The 21,106-nt window shown below is 69.8% G+C and carries 21 protein-coding genes and 1 tRNA gene; 13 read left to right on the top strand and 9 right to left on the bottom strand.

Annotated features, from left to right (window positions below; genetic code table 11):
• The first annotated feature begins 20 nt into the window (after positions 1 to 20).
• The 3 genes from ABIA36_RS06575 to ABIA36_RS06565 all read left to right on the top strand — a co-directional run bounded on the left by ABIA36_RS06575 (position 21) and on the right by ABIA36_RS06565 (position 2,896).
• Positions 21 to 842, top strand: a complete 822-nt coding sequence (locus tag ABIA36_RS06575) for a sugar phosphate isomerase/epimerase family protein (protein ID WP_369961479.1) — start codon at positions 21 to 23, stop codon at positions 840 to 842.
• A 42-nt stretch (positions 843 to 884) separates the two neighbouring features.
• Entirely contained in the window at positions 885 to 2,054 is a 1,170-nt protein-coding gene (locus ABIA36_RS06570; RefSeq protein WP_369961478.1) for a Gfo/Idh/MocA family protein, read from the top strand.
• An 89-nt stretch (positions 2,055 to 2,143) separates the two neighbouring features.
• Positions 2,144 to 2,896: an NAD(P)-dependent oxidoreductase gene (locus tag ABIA36_RS06565; RefSeq protein WP_369961477.1), complete on the top strand. Its 753-nt coding sequence runs from the start codon at positions 2,144 to 2,146 to the stop codon at positions 2,894 to 2,896.
• 3 nt (positions 2,897 to 2,899) lie between these two features.
• Here ABIA36_RS06565 and ABIA36_RS06560 read toward each other — a convergent pair whose 3' ends face one another.
• Complete coding sequence (locus tag ABIA36_RS06560) at positions 2,900 to 3,874, bottom strand: RNA polymerase subunit sigma-70 (protein WP_369962088.1); 975 nt, start codon at positions 3,872 to 3,874, stop codon at positions 2,900 to 2,902.
• 175 nt (positions 3,875 to 4,049) lie between these two features.
• Here ABIA36_RS06560 and ABIA36_RS06555 point away from each other — a divergent pair, with 175 nt between their 5' ends.
• Entirely contained in the window at positions 4,050 to 4,496 is a 447-nt protein-coding gene (locus ABIA36_RS06555; protein ID WP_369961476.1) for an SRPBCC domain-containing protein, read from the top strand.
• A gap of 13 nt (positions 4,497 to 4,509) precedes the next feature.
• On the opposite strand, the gene ABIA36_RS06550 is transcribed toward ABIA36_RS06555, so the two are convergent.
• Positions 4,510 to 5,358, bottom strand: a complete 849-nt coding sequence (locus ABIA36_RS06550; protein ID WP_369961475.1) for a lipase family alpha/beta hydrolase — start codon at positions 5,356 to 5,358, stop codon at positions 4,510 to 4,512.
• A 217-nt stretch (positions 5,359 to 5,575) separates the two neighbouring features.
• Between ABIA36_RS06550 and ABIA36_RS06545 the strand changes: the two genes are divergently transcribed.
• The gene (locus ABIA36_RS06545; protein WP_369961474.1) at positions 5,576 to 5,944 is read left to right on the top strand and encodes an ArsR/SmtB family transcription factor; all 369 of its coding nucleotides are present in this window, start codon (positions 5,576 to 5,578) and stop codon (positions 5,942 to 5,944) included.
• Positions 5,941 to 6,441: an SRPBCC domain-containing protein gene (locus ABIA36_RS06540; protein WP_369961473.1), complete on the top strand. Its 501-nt coding sequence runs from the start codon at positions 5,941 to 5,943 to the stop codon at positions 6,439 to 6,441. Before ABIA36_RS06545 ends, ABIA36_RS06540 begins: the two co-directional genes overlap by 4 nt.
• A gap of 59 nt (positions 6,442 to 6,500) precedes the next feature.
• On the opposite strand, the gene ABIA36_RS06535 is transcribed toward ABIA36_RS06540, so the two are convergent.
• The 5 genes from ABIA36_RS06535 to ABIA36_RS06515 all read right to left on the bottom strand — a co-directional run bounded on the left by ABIA36_RS06535 (position 6,501) and on the right by ABIA36_RS06515 (position 11,017).
• Positions 6,501 to 7,634 (bottom strand): alkaline phosphatase family protein, encoded by a 1,134-nt coding sequence (locus ABIA36_RS06535; protein WP_369961472.1) that lies wholly within the window; start codon positions 7,632 to 7,634, stop codon positions 6,501 to 6,503.
• On the bottom strand, positions 7,631 to 8,902 hold the full coding sequence (locus ABIA36_RS06530; protein ID WP_369961471.1) for an alkaline phosphatase family protein: 1,272 nt from the start codon (positions 8,900 to 8,902) through the stop codon (positions 7,631 to 7,633). The genes ABIA36_RS06535 and ABIA36_RS06530 overlap by 4 nt, the downstream gene beginning before the upstream one ends.
• Before the next feature lie 122 nt (positions 8,903 to 9,024).
• Complete coding sequence (locus ABIA36_RS06525) at positions 9,025 to 9,231, bottom strand: hypothetical protein (protein ID WP_369961470.1); 207 nt, start codon at positions 9,229 to 9,231, stop codon at positions 9,025 to 9,027.
• Between the two features lie 64 nt (positions 9,232 to 9,295).
• Complete coding sequence (ligD, locus tag ABIA36_RS06520) at positions 9,296 to 10,534, bottom strand: non-homologous end-joining DNA ligase (RefSeq protein ID WP_369961469.1); 1,239 nt, start codon at positions 10,532 to 10,534, stop codon at positions 9,296 to 9,298.
• Between the two features lie 51 nt (positions 10,535 to 10,585).
• The gene (locus ABIA36_RS06515) at positions 10,586 to 11,017 is read right to left on the bottom strand and encodes a VOC family protein (RefSeq protein WP_369961468.1); all 432 of its coding nucleotides are present in this window, start codon (positions 11,015 to 11,017) and stop codon (positions 10,586 to 10,588) included.
• Positions 11,018 to 11,109: 92 nt separating this feature from the next.
• Between ABIA36_RS06515 and ABIA36_RS06510 the strand changes: the two genes are divergently transcribed.
• The 5 genes from ABIA36_RS06510 to ABIA36_RS06490 all read left to right on the top strand — a co-directional run bounded on the left by ABIA36_RS06510 (position 11,110) and on the right by ABIA36_RS06490 (position 15,664).
• Positions 11,110 to 11,709 (top strand): class I SAM-dependent methyltransferase, encoded by a 600-nt coding sequence (locus ABIA36_RS06510; RefSeq protein WP_369961467.1) that lies wholly within the window; start codon positions 11,110 to 11,112, stop codon positions 11,707 to 11,709.
• 137 nt (positions 11,710 to 11,846) lie between these two features.
• On the top strand, positions 11,847 to 13,478 hold the full coding sequence (locus ABIA36_RS06505; RefSeq protein WP_369961466.1) for a Re/Si-specific NAD(P)(+) transhydrogenase subunit alpha: 1,632 nt from the start codon (positions 11,847 to 11,849) through the stop codon (positions 13,476 to 13,478).
• A gap of 50 nt (positions 13,479 to 13,528) precedes the next feature.
• Positions 13,529 to 14,851: a Re/Si-specific NAD(P)(+) transhydrogenase subunit beta gene (gene pntB, locus ABIA36_RS06500; protein ID WP_369962087.1), complete on the top strand. Its 1,323-nt coding sequence runs from the start codon at positions 13,529 to 13,531 to the stop codon at positions 14,849 to 14,851.
• Between the two features lie 24 nt (positions 14,852 to 14,875).
• The gene (locus ABIA36_RS06495) at positions 14,876 to 15,502 is read left to right on the top strand and encodes a DUF2510 domain-containing protein (RefSeq protein ID WP_369961465.1); all 627 of its coding nucleotides are present in this window, start codon (positions 14,876 to 14,878) and stop codon (positions 15,500 to 15,502) included.
• A 70-nt stretch (positions 15,503 to 15,572) separates the two neighbouring features.
• Positions 15,573 to 15,664: transfer RNA gene (locus ABIA36_RS06490), tRNA-Ser, on the top strand.
• A gap of 49 nt (positions 15,665 to 15,713) precedes the next feature.
• Here ABIA36_RS06490 and ABIA36_RS06485 read toward each other — a convergent pair.
• Positions 15,714 to 17,069 (bottom strand): DUF1214 domain-containing protein, encoded by a 1,356-nt coding sequence (locus ABIA36_RS06485; protein WP_369961464.1) that lies wholly within the window; start codon positions 17,067 to 17,069, stop codon positions 15,714 to 15,716.
• Positions 17,070 to 17,277: 208 nt separating this feature from the next.
• Here ABIA36_RS06485 and ABIA36_RS06480 point away from each other — a divergent pair, with 208 nt between their 5' ends.
• Positions 17,278 to 18,261, top strand: a complete 984-nt coding sequence (locus ABIA36_RS06480) for an MBL fold metallo-hydrolase (RefSeq protein WP_369961463.1) — start codon at positions 17,278 to 17,280, stop codon at positions 18,259 to 18,261.
• On the top strand, positions 18,258 to 19,655 hold the full coding sequence (locus ABIA36_RS06475; protein ID WP_369961462.1) for a GH1 family beta-glucosidase: 1,398 nt from the start codon (positions 18,258 to 18,260) through the stop codon (positions 19,653 to 19,655). Before ABIA36_RS06480 ends, ABIA36_RS06475 begins: the two co-directional genes overlap by 4 nt.
• A 181-nt stretch (positions 19,656 to 19,836) precedes the next feature.
• Here ABIA36_RS06475 and ABIA36_RS06470 read toward each other — a convergent pair whose 3' ends face one another.
• Positions 19,837 to 20,952, bottom strand: a complete 1,116-nt coding sequence (locus tag ABIA36_RS06470) for a chitinase (protein ID WP_369961461.1) — start codon at positions 20,950 to 20,952, stop codon at positions 19,837 to 19,839.
• Between the last annotated feature and the right edge of the window lie 154 nt (positions 20,953 to 21,106).

The following is a 21,106-nucleotide window of genomic DNA, read 5'->3' as shown; positions in this document are numbered from 1 at the left end:
CCCACCAGAAAGGGCACACAATGCGACTCGGTTACTGCTCCATCACCTGGGGCGGCGTCGTCGGCCATCCGACCGGCGTGACCAGCGTCAAAGACCTCTTCTACCTCACCCACGGCGACATGCGCCGGGCGATCGAGGACATCGGAGCGGCGGGATACGAGGGCGTCGAGATGTTCGACGGCAACCTCGTCGAGTTCGCCGACCGGCCGGGGGAGCTCACCGGGCACCTCCGCGAGGCCGGCCTGGAGCTCGTCAGCGTCTACAGCGGGGCCAACTTCATCTACCCGGACATCCTGCCGGACGAGCTCGACCGGATCCGGCGCTCGGCGGAGCTCGCCGCGCGCTTCGGCGCCGAACGGCTTGTCATCGGCGGCGGCGCGCGCCGGGCGGCCGGGACGACCGACGACGACTACGCGCGGCTGGCCGACGCGCTCGACCAGGTCGCGGACATCGCGGAGAGCCGCGGGCTCGCCGCCAGTTACCACCCCCACCTGTCGACCATCGTGGAGAGCCCGGCCGAGCTCGACCGGCTGCTGCCGAACACGCGCATCGGCTTCTGCCCCGATGTCGCGCACCTCGCGGCCGGCGGAGGCGACCCGGCCGCGATCATCCGCGCCTACGGCGACCGCATCAATCACGTCCATCTCAAGGACCTGACCCGCGCGTCGGTGGCCTTCCAGCCGCTGGGCCGCGGGGAACTCGACCTGGCCGGCATCGTCGCCGCGCTGCGGGAGACCGGCTACGACGGCTGGCTGATGGTCGAGCTGGACGACTTCGACGGCGACCCGAAGGACGCCGCCCGACTGAGCAGACAGGCCCTGCGCGGCATTCTCGCCGCCTGACCCCCGCAGCATCCGACCACCTTGGAAAGGAAACACAACACAATGCAGCAGCTCAACGTGGGATTGATCGGCGGCGGCTTCATGGGCAAGGCCCACTCGCTCGCGTACGCGGCGATGCCGATGTTCTTCTGGCCGGCGCCCGCCCTCCCCATCCGGCACACCATCGCCGAAGCGACCGACGAACTGGCCGCCGAAGCCGCACGCCGATTCGGCTTCGAGCGCTCGACCTCCGACTGGAGGAGCGTCGTCGACGACCCGGACATCCACGTGGTCGACATCGCCACGCCCAACCACCTTCACGCCGAGATCGCGATCGCCGCGGCGCAGGCCGGCAAGCACATCATCAGTGAGAAGCCGCTCGCCCGCACCTCCGGTGAGGCCAAGGCGATGTACGACGCGGTCACCGCCGCCGGGGTGGTCAACATGGTCGCCTTCAACTACCGCCGCACGCCGGCTATCGCGCTGGCGAGGAAGTTCATCGAGGAGGGTGCGATCGGCCGCATCCTCAGCTTCCGCGGCACCTACCTCCAGGACTGGAGCGCCGACCCCGACTCGCCGCTGTCGTGGCGATTCCAGAAGTCGATCGCCGGCTCCGGCGCGCTCGGCGACATCGCCACGCATGTCATCGACATCGCCCGGTACCTCGTGGGCGAGTTCGGTTCGGTCAGCGCGATGATGGAGACCTGGATCCCCGAGCGCCCCCTCCAGACCGGAGGCGCCGACAGCTTAGGGACCTCCCGCGGCGGTGCGGGGCCCCGCGGCGCCGTCGACGTGGACGACCAGGTGATGACCATGATCCGCTTCCAGAACGGCGCGATCGGCTCTATCGAGGCGACTCGCAACGGGTACGGGCGGAACAACTACATCACGTTCGAGATCCACGGGACCGAGGGCAGCATCGTCTTCAACTACGAGCGCCGCGACGAACTGCAGGTCTGCTTCGCCTCCGATGGGGGAGACCGTCGCGGTTTCCGCACCATCTACACCGGTCCGGCCCACCCCAACGGCGAAGCGCTGTGGCCGATCCCGGCCCTGGGAATCGGCTACGGCGAGACGAAGATCATCGAGGCCCACGACTTCTTCACCGCGATCGCCACCGGCACGGCCGTCAGCCCGAACTTCGCCGACGGCTACACGACGGCGCTCATCGACGACGCGATCGTGCAGTCGGCCGAGACCGGGCTGTGGGTGGAGGTGCCGGGGATCGGCTGAAGCGTCCTCCGCGCGCCCGGCCGCGATCGACCAGGGAGGCGACCTCGCCCCCCTGGTCTTAGCATCGACGCAGACGAAGGAGTGACGGCGTGACCTCGGAACGAGCATCGGACGACCCAGGCGCGGGGAACCTCCGGCTGACGGTCTTCGGGGCCAACGGCGGAACCGGCCGGGCGCTGGTCGAGCACGCTCTGGCCGCGGGGCATCGGGTGACCGCCGTCACCCGGCATCCCGAGCAGTTCCCTCAGCGACACGAGCGATTGGTCGTGTTCGCGGGCGATGCGACGGTCCCCGCCGACGTCGGTGCGGCGATCGACGGCGCGGACGCGGTCCTCTCAGCACTCGGCGTGCCGTACAGCCGTGAACCGATCACGCTGTACTCGCGAAGCGCCGAGTGCATAGCGGAGGCGATGAGACGACTCGGGGTGAGCCGTCTCATCGCCGTGTCCTCCGCCGCCGTCGACCCGGACGGCTTCCCGGCGAAGAACCTCGGGGATCGTCTGATCGGCCAGTACCTGATCGGACCGGTGATCCATCGGCTCGGGCGCACGATGTATGCGGACATGCTCCGCATGGAGCGCATCGTCCGCGACAGCGACCTCGGCTGGACCATCCTGCGGCCGCCGGCCCTGTTCGACGCGGACGCGGCCGGTCGGACAGCGGTCTCGCTCGAACCGCTGGCGCACCGATTCGTCTCCCGGCGCGACCTCGGCGCGGTCATGCTGCGGGAGGTCACCGAGACCGAGTACGTCGGAAAGATCCTCTACGTGTACTCGGTCGACGGTCGCCCGAGTCTCGCGCGGACGATCTGGGAGGACGGGATCCGGAGGAAGAACGCGTAAGGCTCACTCCTCCAGCCGCCGCGGCAACCCCAGCCAGGCGCCGGCCCCCGGGTCGAAGTGCGTCACCTCGCTCACCCGCCCGCCGGTGACCCCCACCACCAGGACTCCCACCAGGTGCAGCCCTCCCGACACCGGGGCGCTCACGTACTCGCCCCACGCCGGCTGCCCGTTCGCGCCCGTCGGCACCATCCGTTGGATCGTCCGCCGGTGGCCGGTCATCGGCCCGAAGAACGCGGCCGCCGCGTCGGGACCGTGGTATTCGAAGGGCAGCGGAGGCATCCGGACCCAGACGTCGTCCGTCATCAGGGCGACCATGTCTTCGACCGCGCCGGAGGTGAAGGCGGTGACGAAGCGCTCCAGCAGCTCCGGGTCCGGGTCGATCGGGTCGAGCGCGAGCGGCGCCTCCGCCAGCGCGGCCCTCGCGCGCTTCAGTGAGCCGTTCAGGGAGTCGACCGTGACGTCCAGGAGGTCAGCGGCCTCCGCCGCCGGGTAGCCGAGCACGTCGCGGAGGATGAGGGCCGCGCGCTGGGAGGGGGGCAGCAGCTGCAGCGCGCGGGTGAAGGCCAGGGTGATGGCCTCGCGAGACTCGTAGCGGGCCTCCGGGCCGGGCGCGGAGTCGGGCAGGCCGTCGAGGAGCGAGTCCGGGTACGGCTCCAGCCAGGACACCTCGCCGAGGGCGGTCGGGCGCGCGACGGGAGGCTCCGCCTCGAGCGGGCGGCGGCGTCCGGCGCGGAGTATGTTGAGGCACCGGTTCGTCGCGATGCGGTACAGCCAGGTGCGCAGCGACGAGCGGCCCTCGAATCCCGGTAGCCCGAGCCAGGCGCTGAGGAGGGTGTCCTGCACGGCGTCCTCGGCGTCCTGCACCGAGCCGAGCATCCGGTAGCAGTGCACGTGCAGCTCGTGGCGGTGCGGCTCGGTGAGCGCGTCGAAGGCGGCGTGGTCGCCGTCGAGCGCCGCCTGCAGCAGATCCTGGTCCATGGTCACCGTGCCCTCCCGGCGATCCGATTCTGGTCGTCCGCCTCTCCTGTGTCGACACCGCGGAGGCCGCGAACCGGTCGCGGAAGGCGTGACCACTTTCCGACCCGGCCGGCGTCTACCCGGGTGAATCGATGAGTGCGCGGGCCAGAGGCCCGCGCTGCGAACGGAGGACACCATGACCGCACAGACCGCTACCGACTACACGACCACCCTCGACCTCGACCGCAGCCCGGGCGACGTCACCGTCGCCATCGCCGACGTCGGCCGCTGGTGGCTCGGCGACGTCACCGGCGACGCCGATCGGGTGGGCGCCGAGTTCACCTACCGCTACCGCGACCTCCACGACAGCACGCAGCGTGTCACCGAGTTCGAGCCCGGGCGCCGCATCGTCTGGGACGTGATCGACAGCGAGCTCGCTTTCGTGGACGAGCCCGACCCGTGGACCGGCACGCGGATCGTGTTCGACCTGCGGCCGCGCGGCGCCGGGACCCGCCTGACCTTCACGCACGAGGGCCTCACGCCGGCGAAGGAGTGCTACGACGCGTGCTCCGCGGGCTGGGACCACTTCGTCGTCGGCAGCCTGCGCCGGTTCGTGGAGACCGGCGCAGGCGTGCCGCTGTGACGGAGGACTCCGATCACCCCAGGCAGTTCGGCTGGTAGGCCGGGTCGGCGGGGCCCTTCGGCACGCTCAGCGCCTCCAGCACGAGCTGCTGCACGACCGGGTCGTTGGGGGTCTGGTCGTGCTCGATCGGGTCGGCGGGACACTTGTTCTGGATGACGATGTTGGTGACCTGCGACGGCGACCCGCTCAGCGCCTGGCTCTGGTACGGCGTCACCACCTCGTCGTGGGTGGTCGAGATGACGGTGTAGCTCGGTCCCTTCACGGTGTCGCCGATCGAGTTCAGCTTCTGCAGGAACGCCGAGCCGGCGGTCTGGTCGGCGCACGCCGGGCACGCCGTCGGGGAGGCGCTGGTCAGAGCGGGCAGACCGTCGGGGCCAGGGACGATCACGCCGTGGGTGCCGTGGTTGGACGGTGCGATGCCGATGAGCTGGTGCACCTTCGCGGCTCCGCCGAGGAAGCCCAGGTAGTAGCGCGGCATCATGCCGCCCTGGCTGTGCCCGACGAGGTCGACCTGCTTCGCCTTGGTCGCGGCGAGCACGGCATCCACGAACGGCGAGAGCTGCTGCGCGGACTGGGCGATCGGGCCGGACGCGTCCACGCCGTTGTACTGGCCGTAGTCCAGGGCGAACACGCAGTAGCCCGCCTGCTTGAGCACGGGGGACATGGTGGACCAGTTCTTCGCCATGCTCTCGAAGGTCCCCGGCACCAGGATCACCGGGTAGGGGTGGGCGGCCGAGGGCACGCACGACCAGTCGTTGGCGCCGGGGGGAGAGACGGGGTCCGCCTGGGCGGGCAGGGCGATCGCCAACGACCCGAGGGCCGCCGCGGCGGCGGTGACGAGCAGCTTCTTCAGTAACGACATCGGTACCTCTTCCTGTGCGCCCGGGGATGAGGACTCGGGGTGGTCCCATCACGGACGCGAGTGATGACGCGACACGGTAGACGCCGTGGTGGCAGGGTCAAGCGGCTCGCAGGGCTCCGGAAGCTTCCCCCCAGGTGTTCTCCAGGCGTGGAGCGAACGGGAACGAACTTGTAATTCGTGATTGCCTTAATTAAGCAAACACTGTAATGTGGATCCCGTGACCACGACCCCCACCACCGCCTTCGCCGCGCTGGCCGACCCCACTCGGGCGGCCATCGTCGACCTCCTCGCCCGACGCGGCGAGCTGGCGGCGGGGGAGATCGGCGCGGAGTTCCCGAGCAGCGCGTCCGCCATCTCCCAGCACCTGAAGGTGTTGCGCGAGGCGGGCCTGGTGACCGTGGAGAAGCGGGCGCAGCAGCGGGTCTACCGGCTCGACGCCGCGGCGCTCGCCGGGGTGGAGGGCTGGCTGGCCGACCGCGCCCGGCAGTGGAACGCGCGGATGGACAAGCTGGCCGCGCACATCGAGAAGACACGAGCCGATACGACAGAAGCCGATACGACGAAAGACAGGGGAGAACTCTCATGAACGAGACGACGGACATCGTGGTGCGGCGCATCCTGAATGCCCCGGTGGCCACGGTGTGGCGGCTGTGGACCGACCCCGAGCTGGTCACCGAATGGTGGGGGCCCGAGGATTACACGTCGCCGTCCGCGCAGGTCGACCTGCACGAGGGCGGCTCCTACCTGTTCGCCATGCAGGCGCCGGACTACCAGGGCGGCGCCGTGAGCTTCACCGGCGGCGTCTACACAGCGATCGTTCCGCTGGAGCGACTCGAGTTCACGCAGAGCATCACGGACGAGGAGGGCGTGCCGCTGCCCGACGACCAGCTCCCGGAGGGCTTCACGCAGGGCATCCGCACCGTCGTCGAGTTCGCCGACGTCAATGGGCTCACCGAGCTCACGATCACCGAGAGCGGCTGGTCGCGCAGCCTGATGTCGGTGTTCGCGTACGCGGGCATGCACCAGTCCCTCGACAAGCTGACGACGGACGTGCTGCGCCGGCTGACCGCCGCGGGCGTCTGAGGGAGACGCCGGTCGCGTCCTGCAGCCTGGGGGGAGCTGCAGGACGTGACCGGCCTCGCTCAGTTGCGGTAGTTGTACACGTCCAGCCCGAAGCGGTTGAGCCCCGGCGTCGCGGCGTAGCCGAGGTAGGGCAGCCCGAAGGTGTCCTCGATGCTCGCGAGCAGGCTGTAGTGGTTGTACGGGGTCGTCGACCAGGTGCCGCCCTTGACGAACGGCGACAGCACGAGCGCGCCGACCCGGCCGCCGCCGAGGCCCGAGATGCCGGGGAGCGGGGAGTTCGGCCCCGGACCCTCGTTGCAGCAGCTCGACGCGTCCGACTGCGGTCCGTCGGACTCGTCGAAGGTGATGACGAGCACGCCGTCCTGCTTGAACGCGGGCGATGAGGTGATCTTCGGCACCCACTGCTTCAGCCACGGGTCAGCACTGGCGAGGCCGCCGGGCCTCCCGTCGACGCACGGCGCGTCGTGGCCGTCGTCGCACAGGTTCGGGGTGATCAGGGCGAAGTTCGGCGTGGTCGCGACCGACGCGAGGTCGGTGGGCAGCCGCGAGAGGTCGACGTCGTTCTTCGCGCAGTCCGCCGATCCCGTGATGCTCTGGAAGTACACGAAGGGGTTGTGGCGGGCGGCGTACTCGTCGCCGACCTTCGCCTTCTGCGTGTCGTCGACGGCGCCGAGGGCGGGATGCCGGCAGGGCGTCCCCATGTCCTCCATATACCCCTTCCAGGTGCGGCCGGAGGCGGTGAGCTGGTCGGCCACCGTCTTCACGGTCGACGGGAAGACGCAGCCGTCGCCGACCGCCTGACCCGGTGACGCGGTCCCGGTGCCGACGAATGGGGAGTAGTTCTGGCAGTCGGCCTGCATCTGCGGGTTGGGGCCCTGGCCGGAGATCTCGGCGGCGTAGTTCGGCTGGGAGTTGTGCGCCGTCCCGTAATAGGAGTCCAGCAGCACACCCTGACTGCGCAGAGTGGTCGACAGGTACGGCGCCGCGGAGCCGGGGCCCCAGGTCTCGTCGTAGCCCTTGTTCTCGAGGTTGATCACGAAGACGTGCTTCGCGCCGGGAAGATACGAACCCGTGGTGGCGGCGTTCACCGTCGCCGTGGCCGCCGGCAGCGCGACGGATGCGACGCCGAGCACGGCGGCGGCCGCGACGGCGAGGCCCGCGACGAGGCGCGTGCGTGTGTTTCCGATGGTCACGGGAGAGTCCACCCTTCTGCGACGGCCTTCTGTTTGAGCGGCGCCCACTCCTCGGCGGCGGGCGGACCCACTGGCGCGCACGCCGGGCCGGCGACGAACGGCGGCACGGTGTACGCGGGCGCGGCCGGGTTGGGCGCCGACGCGAAGTCGAGGACCTCCGCGATGTTCCGTGCCCCGGCGTCGCGCGGTGTGAGGGCGGGGAGGCCGAACCTCCACTCGATCGCCTTCAGCACCGACGTGTGGTCGTAGGTGCCGTGCGCAACGTAGCCGCGCCGGGCCCGCGGCGACACGACCAGGGACGGCACGCGGAAACCGCGCTGGCCGGTGCCGGCCGCGGGTGTCGCGTCGGGGGCCGTGCCCGGAACCACGTGGTCGAAGAAGCCGCCCCACTCGTCGTAGTTGACCACGAGCAGGGTCCTGGCCCAGTTCGGCGACGTCGTGACCGCGTGGTAGATCTCGTTGAGGAACAGCTCGCCGCTCCGCAGGTCGGCGTGCGGGTGATCGTCGCCGGACGTGCCGGACGCCTCGTCCTCGAAGCGCGGGTCCACGAACGACACGGCCGGAAGCGAGCCGCTCGCGCAGTCCGAGAGGAAGTCGGCGTACGGGTGCGAGACGCCGAGGTACTTCGAGCCCCAGAGCGCCAGGAACGGGACGTCGCTGAAGTAGTACTTCCCGCTGACCCCGGCCGCCGCGAGCGAGTCCCAGATGGTCGGCATCGTCGCCGTCGCCGTCGAGTTGTGGAGGCGGTCGGTCTGCGCGGCGTGCATGTAGAAGCGGTTCGGGTAAGTCTCGGCGAGCGTGGCGGCGAAGTACTGGTCGCACACCGTCCACTGCGGGCCGGCCTGGCCCCAGAAGCCGAGGTCGGCCTGTGCGTAGTAGCCGATCGAGAAGTCGTCGTTCTCGCCGGCCTTCAGCCAGCCGTCGCACTTGCCGCCGTTGAGCTGGATGCGGCCGCCCTCGTAGGAGTGGTCGGGGTCGGGGTGCCCGCAGCCCTGGAAGTCGGCCAGGTGGTGGGGGGTGTGCGGGAAGCCGTACCGGCCGATGTAGCGGAGCCCGCTCGGCAGCCCGGTCGCGCCGGGCATCCAGCCGACGAGGTGGTCGAAGGACCGGTTCTCCATCATGACGACCACGATGTGGTCGATGCCGGAGGCCGCAGGAGCCGGCAGCGGCGCCACGGGGGCGGCTGTTGTGCCCGCTGTCGCGGCGTTCGCGGCGAAGGCGGTGCCCGCCGCGAGGGCGCCGGCCGTCAGGCCGCCTGCCAGGGTCAAGAAGTGTCTGCGATCGACGTCCACGTCTGGACACGGAACCACGGGAGGGCGCGAAACGCACCCCGTTCGGGGGAGGTGAAACCGGATGTTGACCGCGCGGTCACCCGGCCGTCACCTGTTGTTCACCCGGTGCGCCGGGGACGCCTCCGCGCGATCCCGATCACGATCAGCACCACTCCGACCACGAGAAGGACGACGCCGACGATCCCCCAGAACGACGACCCGCTCATCACGGATCCGCCGAGCACGTCGGTGCCCTGCAGCGTCCACACCAGACCGATCGCGGCGAGGAGGATGCCGGGGACGAGAAACGGCCAACTGCGCTTCATGGGGATCAGATTACGGGGTGATCGCCCGGACTTGAATGACCGATCGGCTCAGGGCTGTCCGGCGTCACGGCCGCCCCGGCCACTCCCGCCCCGCCCACGGGTCGTAGTCGGCCACCAGCGCGCCCTGCTCCGGCCGGTCGCCCTCCGGGACATGCTGGAGGTTGATCCGCACCCGGTACCACTGCGAGCTCGAGCCGCGCATCCCGTCGACCAGCTCGTCGGCCGGATGCAGCAGCTCGGCGGCGTCCGGATGAGCGGCCTTCCACTGCCCCAGCGCCGCCAGCGCCTCCGGTTTCGTCTTCGTGCGCGCCACCTCGATCAGCGGCAGCCGCGAGACCCGGCGCCCCGCGCCGTCGCCGGCCCGTGGCGGCTTCTCGGCGGGCCCGAGCCGCTTCGCCAGCGCGAGCAGGGAATCCAGCGAGCCGGCTGCGTCGTCGATCCCCGCGTGCCGGTCGCCGACCTCGGCGAACCTCTCCGGCACCGTCAGCACGGTGAACTCCTCGGGCCGGCGTTCGCGCACCTCGTCCCAGTCGAGCGGGGTGGAGACGCGCGCGTCCGGCAGCGGCCGGATGGAGTAGGCGGACGCCACGGTGCGATCCTTGGCGTTCTGGTTGAAGTCCACGAACACGCTCTCGCCGCGCTCCTCCTTCCACCAGCGCGCCGTCGCGAGCCCGGGCGCGCGGCTCTCCACCTCCCGCGCGAGCGTCTCCGCCGCCAGCCGCACGTCGGCGAACCCCCACTGCGGCGCGATGCGGACGAGGATGTGAAGGCCGCGCGAGCCCGACGTCTTCGGCCAGCCGACGAGTCCGTGGTCCGCCAGCACCTCCCGAGCGAGGAAGGCCACATCCACGATCTGCGACCAGTCCACACCCGGCATCGGATCGAGGTCGACACGCAGCTCGTCCGGATGGTCGAGGTCCTCCGCGCGCACCGCGTGCGGGTTGAGGTCGAGGCAGCCGAGATTGGACACCCACACGAGCCCAGCGGCATCCCGCAGCACGGCCTCCTCGGCGGAGGTGCCGCTCGCGTAGTGCAGGGTCGCGGTGTCGATGAAGTCGGGATGCCCCTCTGGCACCCGCTTCTGGAAGAACGGCTCCTGCGTGAGCCCCTTCACGAACCGCTTCAGCACCATCGGCCGCCCGCCCGCGCCCCGCAGCGCGCCGTCGGCGACGGTGAGGTAGTAGCGGGCGAGGTCGAGCTTGGTCAGTCCGGGCTCGGGGAATACCACCTTGTCGGGGTTCGAGATGCGGACGTCGTGGCCGGCGGCCTCCAGGAACGTCTCCGACTTCGACGACGGGGTCATGCCGCCACGGTAGCCGGGAGGGGCGGGTGGGGCCAGGGGCTCATCCTCACCTCACTGCAAGCAGAACTCATTCCCCTCCGGGTCGCGCATCATGATCGCGAACTCCGGGTACGGCCCCCACGAGCCGTCGAGCACCTTCTCCACCGTCGCGCCGAGTCCGACGAGCCGGTCGGCCTCCGCCTCCACCTCCTCGCGGGTGGCGTGGCGGTCGGCGGACGGCGTGATGTCGAGGTGCATCCGGTTGCGCTCGCGTTTCTCGTGGCGGTAGCGGGTGAAGTAGAAGCGCTGGTGGGTCGGGTCCTCGTCCCAGGCGACCGCGCGGGCGGCGAGGTCGTCGTCGGTGAGGCCCGCCGCGCGGAGTTCGGCCTCCTCCTCCGGTGTCAGCCACTCCGGCTCGGGGTAACCCATGACGGCCGCCCAGAACCGGGCGAGGGCCGCCGGGTCGTCGGCGTGGAAGGTGACGTTGGCGATCCGTGGGGTCATCCTCCGGAGTCTAGGGATCTGCGCGGCCCAGCGGGAGACCTCGTTTCCACGGCGGCAGCGGCGGCGGCGCGCGCGGCGGTAGGCTGCCGCGCATGACCTTCGACGCCGAGCGGGACATCGCCGCCTACGGCCGGCGCGCGGGCGGGTACGAGCGGGGGCCGCGTGGGTTCCTGCACGGCGAGATCGTGCGGCGCACCGCGGTGCTGGCGGTCTCCGTGGCCGGCGGGGGGCGCGAGCCGCGCATCCTGGACGTCGGGTGCGGCAGCGGTGCTCTGCTGCGCCTGCTCGGCGGCCTGCTGCCGGACGCGCGCCTGACCGGGGTCGACCCGGCGGCCGGGATGGTGCGGGAGGCCGCGGCCTCCACCCGCGCGGCGGTGCGGCAGGCCGCGGCGGAGGCGCTGCCGTTCGCGGACGGGGCGTTCGACCTGGTGGTCAGCTCGTCGTCGTACAGCCACTGGGAGGACAAGGCGGCCGCGCTCGCGGAGTGCCGGCGGGCGCTGGCGCCGGGCGGCGGCCTGCTGGTCGCGGACGTGTTCACGACGCGCGGGCTGCCGGTGCGGGTGTTCGGGCCGGGCGGGGCGGCCGGGAGCCGGGAGCGGGCGGATGCGGCGATCCGGGCGGCCGGCTTCGCCGCGACGTCGTGGCGGCCGCTGTTCGCGGGCGTCATCCGGGCGGTGACGGCGCACGCCTGACGCGCCCTTCCGCAGGAGGACACGTCCAGGACTCCTGCCGAAGGCCGTTCGGAAGGAGATCGAGCGCGCGTCGCGGCCGCGACTCCTTCCGCGGGGTGCGGCCTGCTAGTGTCCACTCAAAAGCCGAGGGAGGCCAGGTGTCGTACATCGGCATCGTCGCTGAACGGCCGGGCGAGGCCCGGGTCGCGTCCAGCCCGAGTTCTGTGAAGAAGCTCGTCTCCCTGGGCTACGACGTCCGCGTGGAGTCCGGCGCCGGAGCCCGGGCCGCGTTCACCGACGAGGCGTTCGCCGCCGCGGGAGCGACCATCGCCTCCCGGGCCGACGCGTGGGCCGCCGACATCGTGCTCAAGGTCGCCCCGCCGACCGAGGACGAGATCGGCCTCCTCGCCGACGGCGCCACCCTCATCGCGACCCTCAGCCCGGCCCTGCGGCCCGACCTCCTCGCCGCCCTCTCGCAGCGCGGCATCACCGCGCTCGCCCTCGACGCCGTGCCGCGCATCTCCCGCGCGCAGTCGATGGACGTGCTCAGCTCCATGGCGAACATCTCCGGGTACCGGGCCGTGGTGGAGGCCGCCCACGAGTTCGGGCGCTTCTTCACCGGGCAGGTCACCGCGGCAGGCAAGGTTCCGCCGGCGAAGGTGCTGGTCGCCGGGGCGGGCGTCGCCGGCCTCGCCGCTATCGGCGCCGCGTCGAGCATGGGCGCGATCGTCCGCGCCACCGACCCGCGTCCGGAGGTCGCCGACCAGGTGCGCTCCATCGGCGGGGAGTACCTGGCGGTGGAGGTGGCGGACGACGACCGGATGCAGTCCGCCGACGGCTACGCCAAGGCGACCAGCGAGGCCTACGACCGGCGCGCCGCGGAGATCTACTCGGAGCAGGCGCGGGACGTCGACATCGTCATCACGACCGCGCTCATCCCCGGCCGCCCCGCGCCGAAGCTGCTCACCGAGGCAGACGTCGCGAGCATGCGCCCCGGCTCGGTCATCGTGGACATGGCCGCCGCGCAGGGCGGAAATGTCGCCGGCTCGGTCGCGGGAGAGCGGGTCGTCACACCCGGCGGGGTGATCATCCTCGGCTACACCGACCTCCCGTCCCGGCTGCCGACCCAGTCGTCGCAGCTCTACGGCAACAACCTGGTCAGCCTGCTCACCCTCCTCACTCCCGGCAAGGACGGCAGACTCGTCCTCGACTTCGACGACGTCGTGCAGCGGTCGGTGACCGTCGTGCGCGACGGGGTGACCACCTGGCCGCCGCCGCCCGTGACGGTGTCCGCTGCGCCGCCTGCAGCCGCTGTCGCCGCCGCGCCGGCCGCCATGCCCGCGCCGAAGGAGCCGTGGCTGACGCCGGTGCGCAAGGCGGTGCTGACGGCTGTCGGCCTCGCGGTACTCTTCGCGCTGACCACGCTGGCACCGTATCCGCTGCCGCAGCACTTCACCGTGCTCGTGCTGGCGACCGTGATCGGGTTCTACGTGATCGGAAACGTCCATCACGCGCTGCACACGCCGCTGATGAGCGTGACCAACGCCATCTCGGGCATCATCGTCGTCGGCGCGATCGTGCAGCTGACGTCGCGCGATCCGCTCGTGCAGGCGCTCGCCGCGATCGCGGTGCTGGTGGCCTCCATCAACGTGTTCGGCGGGTTCGCGGTGACGCGGCGGATGCTGGCGATGTTCACGCGGAGCGACGCGGTCGGGCGCGACCCCTCCGGCCCGACGAGCGGTTCCGGCCCGAAGAGCGGTTCCGGCCCGAAGAGCGGGGCGAACCGGTGAGCCTCAGCGTCGCGGATGCCGCCTACCTGGTCGCGGCGGTCCTCTTCATCATGTCCCTCGCCGGCCTGTCCCGGCACGAGACCGCCCGCGGCGGTGTCGTCTACGGCATGGTCGGGATGGGGATCGCACTCGTCGCGACCATCGGCTTCCTGCTGCTGCCGACCTCCTCGATCATCCTGCTGATCGTCGCGATGGCCGTCGGCGCCGCCATCGGTCTGTGGCGCGCGCGGGTCGTGCAGATGACCGGGATGCCGCAGCTCATCGCCCTCCTGCACAGCTTCGTCGGCCTCGCAGCGGTGCTCGTCGGCTGGACGGGCCACCTATCCCATCCGGACGAGCCCGGTGCTCTCGGCGGCGTGCACAACGCGGAGGTCGTGATCGGCATCTTCATCGGCGCCGTCACACTCACCGGCTCGATCGTCGCCTACCTGAAGCTCTCCGCGCGCATCTCGTCCCGCCCGCTCGTGCTGCCGGGCAAGAACGCGCTCAACATCGGCGCGCTCGCCGTGTTCGTGGCGCTGACTGTCTGGTACGTCATCACCCCCGAGCTGTGGCTGCTGGCCGTCGTCACCCTGATCGCCCTCGCCCTCGGCGTGCACCTCGTCGCGTCCATCGGCGGCGGCGACATGCCCGTCGTGGTCTCGATGCTGAACAGCTACTCCGGCTGGGCGGCCGCCGCCTCCGGGTTCCTGCTCGACAACGACCTGCTGATCGTGACCGGCGCCCTCGTCGGCTCCTCCGGTGCCTACCTGTCGTACATCATGTGCAAGGCGATGAACCGCTCCTTCCTCTCGGTCATCGCCGGGGGCTTCGGAATCGAGGCCCCCTCCGCAGCTGTCCAGGAGCAGGGCGAGTACCAGGAGGTCACCGCCGAGCAGACGGCGGAGCTGCTGCAGAACGCGACCACCGTCGTGATCACACCCGGCTACGGGATGGCCGTCGCCCAGGCGCAGTACCCCGTCGCCGAACTCGTCCAGAAGCTCCGCGACCGCGGCGTCACCGTTCGGTTCGGCATCCACCCGGTCGCGGGGAGGCTGCCGGGCCACATGAACGTGCTGCTGGCGGAGGCCCGCGTCCCGTACGACATCGTGCTCGAGATGGACGAGATCAACGACGAGCTGTCCGACACCGACGTGGTGCTCGTGATCGGCGCCAACGACACCGTGAACCCGGCCGCCGCCGAGGACCCCGGTAGCCCCATCGCCGGCATGCCGGTGCTGCGGGTGTGGGAGGCCCGCCAGGTCGTCGTGTTCAAGCGCTCGATGGCCGCAGGCTATGCGGGTGTGCCCAACCCGTTGTTCTCTCGCGAGAACGCGCGGATGCTGTTCGGGGACGCACGCAAGGCTGTCGACGAGATCGTGGGGTACTTCTGAATGGTGGACGGTGAGACGCCCGAGGTGAGCCGCCGACTCGGGCCGGGATGGTATCCGGACCCGTTCGGCGAAGCGCAGCTGCGCTGGTGGGACGGCACGAAGTGGTGGGAGCAGGTCAGCGGCGGCGCGCCGGCCGCTCCGCCCGTGCATTACGCCGCGGACCGCCGCCCGCTGCCTCCCGAGACACCGGTGAACACGCCGTGGGTCTGGCTGGTGGTGCTGCTGCCGCTGGCGAGCACCGTCCTCTCACTGGCCACACTCGGCACCGTCACCCAGTCGCTCGCCGCGTTCTCGCATCCGGGCGCAGCGAACCTCGCGCTGCTGACCTCGCCGGGTTACCTCCTCAGCAGCCTCATCGGCTTGGTGATCTTCGGCGTGGTGGTCGTCTTCTCCTGGCTCGACTACCGGACCCTGGAGCGCCGCGGCGTCGACCGCCCGTTCCACTGGGCCTGGTCGTTCCTGGCGTGGCCGGTCTACACGATCGGCCGCGCGGTGATCGTGCGCCGCGTCGCGGGCGGGAGGGGAACGGGGGTGCTCTGGGCATCGATTGCCGTGCTGGTCCTCTCGATCGCCGCCGGCGTCGCCGCATCGCTCATCGTGGCCTCGGCGGTCCTCCAGACCGTCCACCCGGTCCCGGGCGCCGGCGCCTGAGCGCCCGGTGTCCGGCCGGGCGCGGAACGTCCGTTATGATGGCTGTCGTGCGTCCGCCCGCGGACGCTCAGGAGACGTCGCATAGTCAGGCCTAGTGCACCACCCTGCTAAGGTGGAGTCCCCGTAAGGGGACCGAGGGTTCAAATCCCTCCGTCTCCGCCACTAAATTTGCTGCACCACTTCGCCGCTTCGCTGTTTCGGCTCGGGTCCTCTATTGCAACGAGACTGAGGGCGGGGCCCAGCTTCCATCGCGGATGGCATCCTCCGGCCAGTACGCCCGGAGGTAAAGCGAGAAGGGGCCGTCCGGCGCCGGGAGCCAATTGGCGAGTTCAGCGGCGTTCTCGGGGCGGATTCCGCCGGCGAGGAGAGTGAGAGAGCCGTCCGGAGCAACGGTGAGCGTCGTGTTCTTGGTGCCGAGGGAGTAACGGCTCAGGTCGTTGGCGTGGAAGAAGTGGTGCTCGTTGTAGAGGGTGAGCGACCAGAAACCGCGGACGGGCGGCAGACCGCCGACGGGGAAGGTGATCGCGTAGCGGCGTCGGCCGTCGAGCCGGTTCCCGTCGGCGTCGAGGTCTTGGTAGAAATAGCCGGTCTCGTTCGGTGCATTGACGAAGATGTTGGCCTTGGCCATGGCTGTGCGGGCCAGGTAATCGTCGCCGAACCGTGCCCCATTGCGGACGGTGCTCCAGTGGTTTCCCACGGGAACGCCGTTATTGCGGAACTGGAACAGTCCTGCGACGAGGCCGCCGTCGGCGGCGCCAGCGGCAGCGTTCAGCCGTTCCCGGACGTGACCGTCGGTCGCCGCAGTGTCCGCGAGCTGCCGATATGTCGCGTAGACGGCCTCTTCTCCGGGACGTGGAGGCACCTCGTCAAGAACGCGGGCGAGATCGTCGGCGAAGCGAGTGGGGTCCACCCAGCGGGTTTCGGCCTCGTCCGCGTTGGCGCCCGCCGCTTTGCCGTACTGGGGCAGGGCGGTCCAGTCGGTGGACTTCATCGTGCCGTCGTACTCCTCGAGCGGGTACATCGAGATCTGAGAGAGCAATGGCAGGATGGCCGCCCTGTCCTCGGCGGTGTCGTTGAGGAACACCCGTGGGATCACGATCGCGACCGCGGTGTCGTAGCGGAAGACTGAGGCTATTCCGTCCGGGACCGCACCATCCCAGCTGGCCGGTGCGAGTAGGTAGTGGCCCGGTGCGCTGTCGTACATCGCACCGAGCTGAATGAAGGAGTCGGTGCGCTGGTCGACAGCCTGGTAGACCCAGAATCGTTCACCGAAGTCCGGCACCTGGATCACCACGGGCCCGATATCGGCGGCCGCCATTCCGAACCCGTAGGCCACATCCTGATTCGGACACGCGACGAGGCGCTCGGCAGGTTCCACGTAGTCGTGCAGCATCGCGATCCGTCCCGGGGGTGCGGCGGGGGCGATGCCCTGGAGGAGCCCCGGTGCCGGAAGCTGGTCCATCACCGTGCGCCGGTTCCTGATATTGATGAGCGGCCACGCCCACAGGTAGGCCGCGGCTCCAAAAGCGTCGATGTAGTCGTCCGTGAGAGTGAACGCCGCCGTCATGCGGTCAGCATGCGGGCGTCGGCGGGCGCCCGTCCAGATGGATCGCGGCACGAGCCCCACGAAAACGGGTCTGCGGGAAGGCTGGGACGAGTCTTCCCTTCCTGCGCTGGCGATGCGAGACTCTCCCCGATTACGTCGAGAGGGTCCTGTTCCGCAGATCCGGGTCGGGGCCGTTGCTTTGGAATGCCGACCCGTTGAGGAGCCGACGATGAGCGACACGCGAGCCGCGGACCCCGATCACGTGATGTCGCCGGGATCCGTGGCGGCCTACAGTGCTTACTACTTGCCGCACAGTGACGAGAAGCCGTCCGATGGGGCGATACGCGTCACGTTCTACGGGACCTCGACTCTCTTGTTCGACGACGGGACGACCCAGTTCCTGATCGACGCGTTCATCACGCGTCCAGACCTGGCGACCGTGATGGCGTCGCTGGAGTCGGGTGAGCCGCTCATTCAGACGGATGAAGCTGCCGTGGACTCGTGGCTCGCGCGCCCCGAGGTCGGTTCGATCGCGGCAGTGTTCCCCGCGCACTCGCACCACGACCATGCGATCGACGTGGCGTACATCGCGCGGCGCACCGGTGCGACGGTGCATGGGTCGGAATCGACGCTGAACATCGCCAGGGGCGGCGACGTACCGGAGGAACAGTTGTCCAAGTACGTCCTCGGCGCCCGTGTGCCGGTCGGCGACTTCACGGTGACGGTGCTTCCGGGGCGCCACCCCTTGAACCCGCCGCCGTTGACCGATGACCGGGATCTGACGATCGACGCCCCGCTGCGGCAGCCGGCGCGGTTCTCCGACTACGTCGAGGGGGGATCGTTCGCGTTCCTGATCGAGCATGGGTCGCATTCGATCCTCGTGCAGGTCCCGGGGTACATTATCGGCGTGCTGGACCAGGTCCGCGCGGATGTCCTCTTTCTCTCGACGGTGCCGATCGGTGCGGTGAGTGCGCGGCACACGGACACCTTCTACGACCAGATCGTCGGAAATGTCCGACCTTCGCTCGTCGTACCGGTCCACTGGGACGACTTCCTGCAGCCGGTCTCGGCCGATCTGCCGACACTGGGCGGGGACGTGCCGGCGAAGTTCGACTACCTCATCGAACGGTTGAACCGCGATGGGATCCGCTTCGGGATCATGCAGGGCAACCAGAGCGTCACGCTCTTCGACCAGGATGGCAAACTCGCATGACCGCTACGGGCGAGCGGTCCTTCCCGGAGGGGTTCTGGTGGGGTGTGGCGACGTCCGCATATCAGATCGAGGGTGCCTGGGACGAGGACGGCAAGGGTCCGTCAATCTGGGACACCTACGCGCATGTGCCAGGCAACATCCGCAACGGCGACACGGGAGACGTCGGCAACGACCATTACCACCGGTATCGCGAGGACGTCGCGTTGATGTCGTCCCTCGGTGCGGGAGCCTACCGGTTTTCGATCTCGTGGCCGCGGATCTTCCCCGAAGGTACGGGGCGCCCGAATGAGAAAGGTCTCGGCTTCTACGACCGCCTCCTTGTCGAACTCCTGGCCGCGGGTATCGAACCATTCGCCACGCTGTACCACTGGGACCTGCCCGAGGCGCTTCAGGTCGCCCACGGAGGCTGGCAGTCCATGAACACCGTCCACGCGTTCGCCGACTATGCCGGGTTCGTCGCATCACGATTCTCGGACCGCGTCCGCCACTTCTTCACCCTCAACGAGTTCCACTCCTTCGTCGATATGGGCCACCGTGGCGTGCGTGCCGAGGTCGGCGGAGGGAAGACGGTCCGCCTTGCTCTCGCCCCGGGGCTCGAACTGAGTGACGCGGACCTCAACCAGGTGCGCCATCACAGCGTCCTGGCACACGGTTTGGCGACCCGCGCGATCCGGGAACGCGCACGGGCGGGGACAAAGGTGGGATTCGCGGAGAACATCGGCACGGCGGTGCCGATCATCGACACACCCGAGCATGTCTCTGCCGCGGAGGCGGCGACGAGAGACCTGAACGCGGCCTACATGACGGTGATGCTCGAAGGTGCGTATCCGGATTCGTATCTCGCGGAGGCCGGTTCGGCTGCTCCTCGCTTCACCGACGAAGAGCTCGAGACCATCTCTACCCCATTGGATTTCGTCGGTATCAATGTCTACCGTCCGTCCGCATACGTGGAACCGTCAGAGGATTCGCGTGGGTATCGCACGCTCCCTGTCAGCGCATCCCACCCCACGATGGGCTCATCGTGGCATCTGCTCGACCCCGCCGTCATGTACTGGGCGCCCCGCCTCACCACGTCGCTGTGGGACCCGGAATCGATCTTCATCACCGAGAACGGCTGCGCCGCCGCCGACGTACCCGCAGCAGACGGCCGTGTCTACGACACCGATCGGGTGATGTTCCTGCGTGCGTGCCTCACCGAGTTGCAACGCTCGGTCGCCGGCGGAGCGCCTGTCGACGGCTATTTCCATTGGAGCGCCCAGGACAACCTCGAGTGGGGCGACGGCTTCGGGACCCGCTTCGGGCTGGTCTACGTCGACTTTCGCACCCTCGAACGAACCCCGAAACTGAGCGCGGACTGGTTCCGGCATGCGGCTCAACGCAACGCGGTCGTCTGAGCGGCAGCCGAAGGAGCGCCGTCAGAGTTCAAATCCCTTCCGTCTCCGCCAATAAGTGTGCTGGTCAGGCAGTTTTCTTCGACCGAAATCGCCAGGCGAGATCGGCCGACGGCGCCCGCGGCGAGCGGGCACCGTCGGCCGTCAGCCCGGCTTACGCCGGTACGCCAGCCGGCTCCGCTCCCTACCACCAGCTCGTGAACCGCGCGAAGGCCTTCGAGAATGCCCACGGCGACTGGACCACGCCCGAGCAGTTGTTGGCGCCTTTGACCCCCGGGCACGAGCCGTTGTCGCGCTGCAGGGCCCAGAAGCTCAATTCGTTGATGTGCTTGGCGGCCGCCCACTGCACCAGCGGCGAGGCCTGGGCGACAGTGAAGGTCTCCTGCGGTCCGAAGTCGTCGATCCCGTTCATCTGGATGATGCCGACCTTGTGCCAGAGGGCCGCGTCCGTCGCGTCGGGGGCGATGGTCGCTCGCAGCTGGTCGACCAGGCCGGCCGCTGCCGTCTCCGCGTCGGTCAGCATGTCGTGGGTGAGGCCGTCCCAGTAGTCGAAGGTCATGATGTTGACCCCGTCGATCGGAGCGTTGTACTTCGCAGCCGACTGGAGGAGGGCGACGCCGGTGGCTCCCAGCCCGTGCGGCGTGGACGGCAGTGTGTAGGCGATCGAGAGGGGATGGTGCTGCGCGGCCGCCCATGCCTTCAGCTCGACGATCGCCTGGTTGCGGCGGTCGATGCCGGCCGGGTTGCTGAGCGAATCGGCTTCGATGTCGAAGTCGAGCCGCTGCACTTTGTAGGTCGTGATGACGTTCTCGTAGGCCAGCGCGATCTTGTGGACGTCGGTGCAGCTGTCGGCGATCTCGGTGCTCGTCGTGTCGGCCGAGTATCCGCCGAAGGACGGGATGACATCGCCGCCATGCAGTCGGATGCGATCGATCGCGTCACCGAATGTGCTCGCAGCGACCGGGGTGGCCGTGTTGCCTGCCCAGTAGAGCGTGCACGACCCGGCGGCCTCGGTCTGCAGGAACGCCAGAGACAGCACCTTGGATCCCGACTGCTTCGAGATGTCCGCGAGGTCGCTCACCGCGGTGACGTCGACGTACGGAGCCGAGAAGTGCCGAGGCAAGGGGAGGGCAGGAAGGATGAAGGGCGAATGGGTACCGCCGACCTCGCTGGAGCCGCCGGCGCCGGTGCCCGGCCCGGCGGCGGGCGGTGTGGTCGCGGCCGCGGGTAGCGCGGTGGTCGCGAGGCAGAGCGCAGCCCCGAGCAGTCCGGCGGCGAGTGTGGAGATGGCGCGTTTCATGTACGGCTCCTCGTTGACGATGAGTGCAACGACCCCCTTCGCGCACCCATGAGCGAATCTCACATTAGTTAGTAAGGTTAACTAACAAACGGAATGTAGCAGCAGGACGGGTACCCCCACAAGAGGTGGCGCGCGCTGGTGGCGGAAGACCAGG

The sequence above is a fragment of the Leifsonia sp. EB34 genome (assembly GCF_041260585.1).
Classification (GTDB): Bacteria; Actinomycetota; Actinomycetes; order Actinomycetales; family Microbacteriaceae; genus Leifsonia.
The sequence above is the reverse complement of the archived record's forward strand: the minus strand, read 5'-3'. Positions and strand labels throughout refer to the sequence as shown.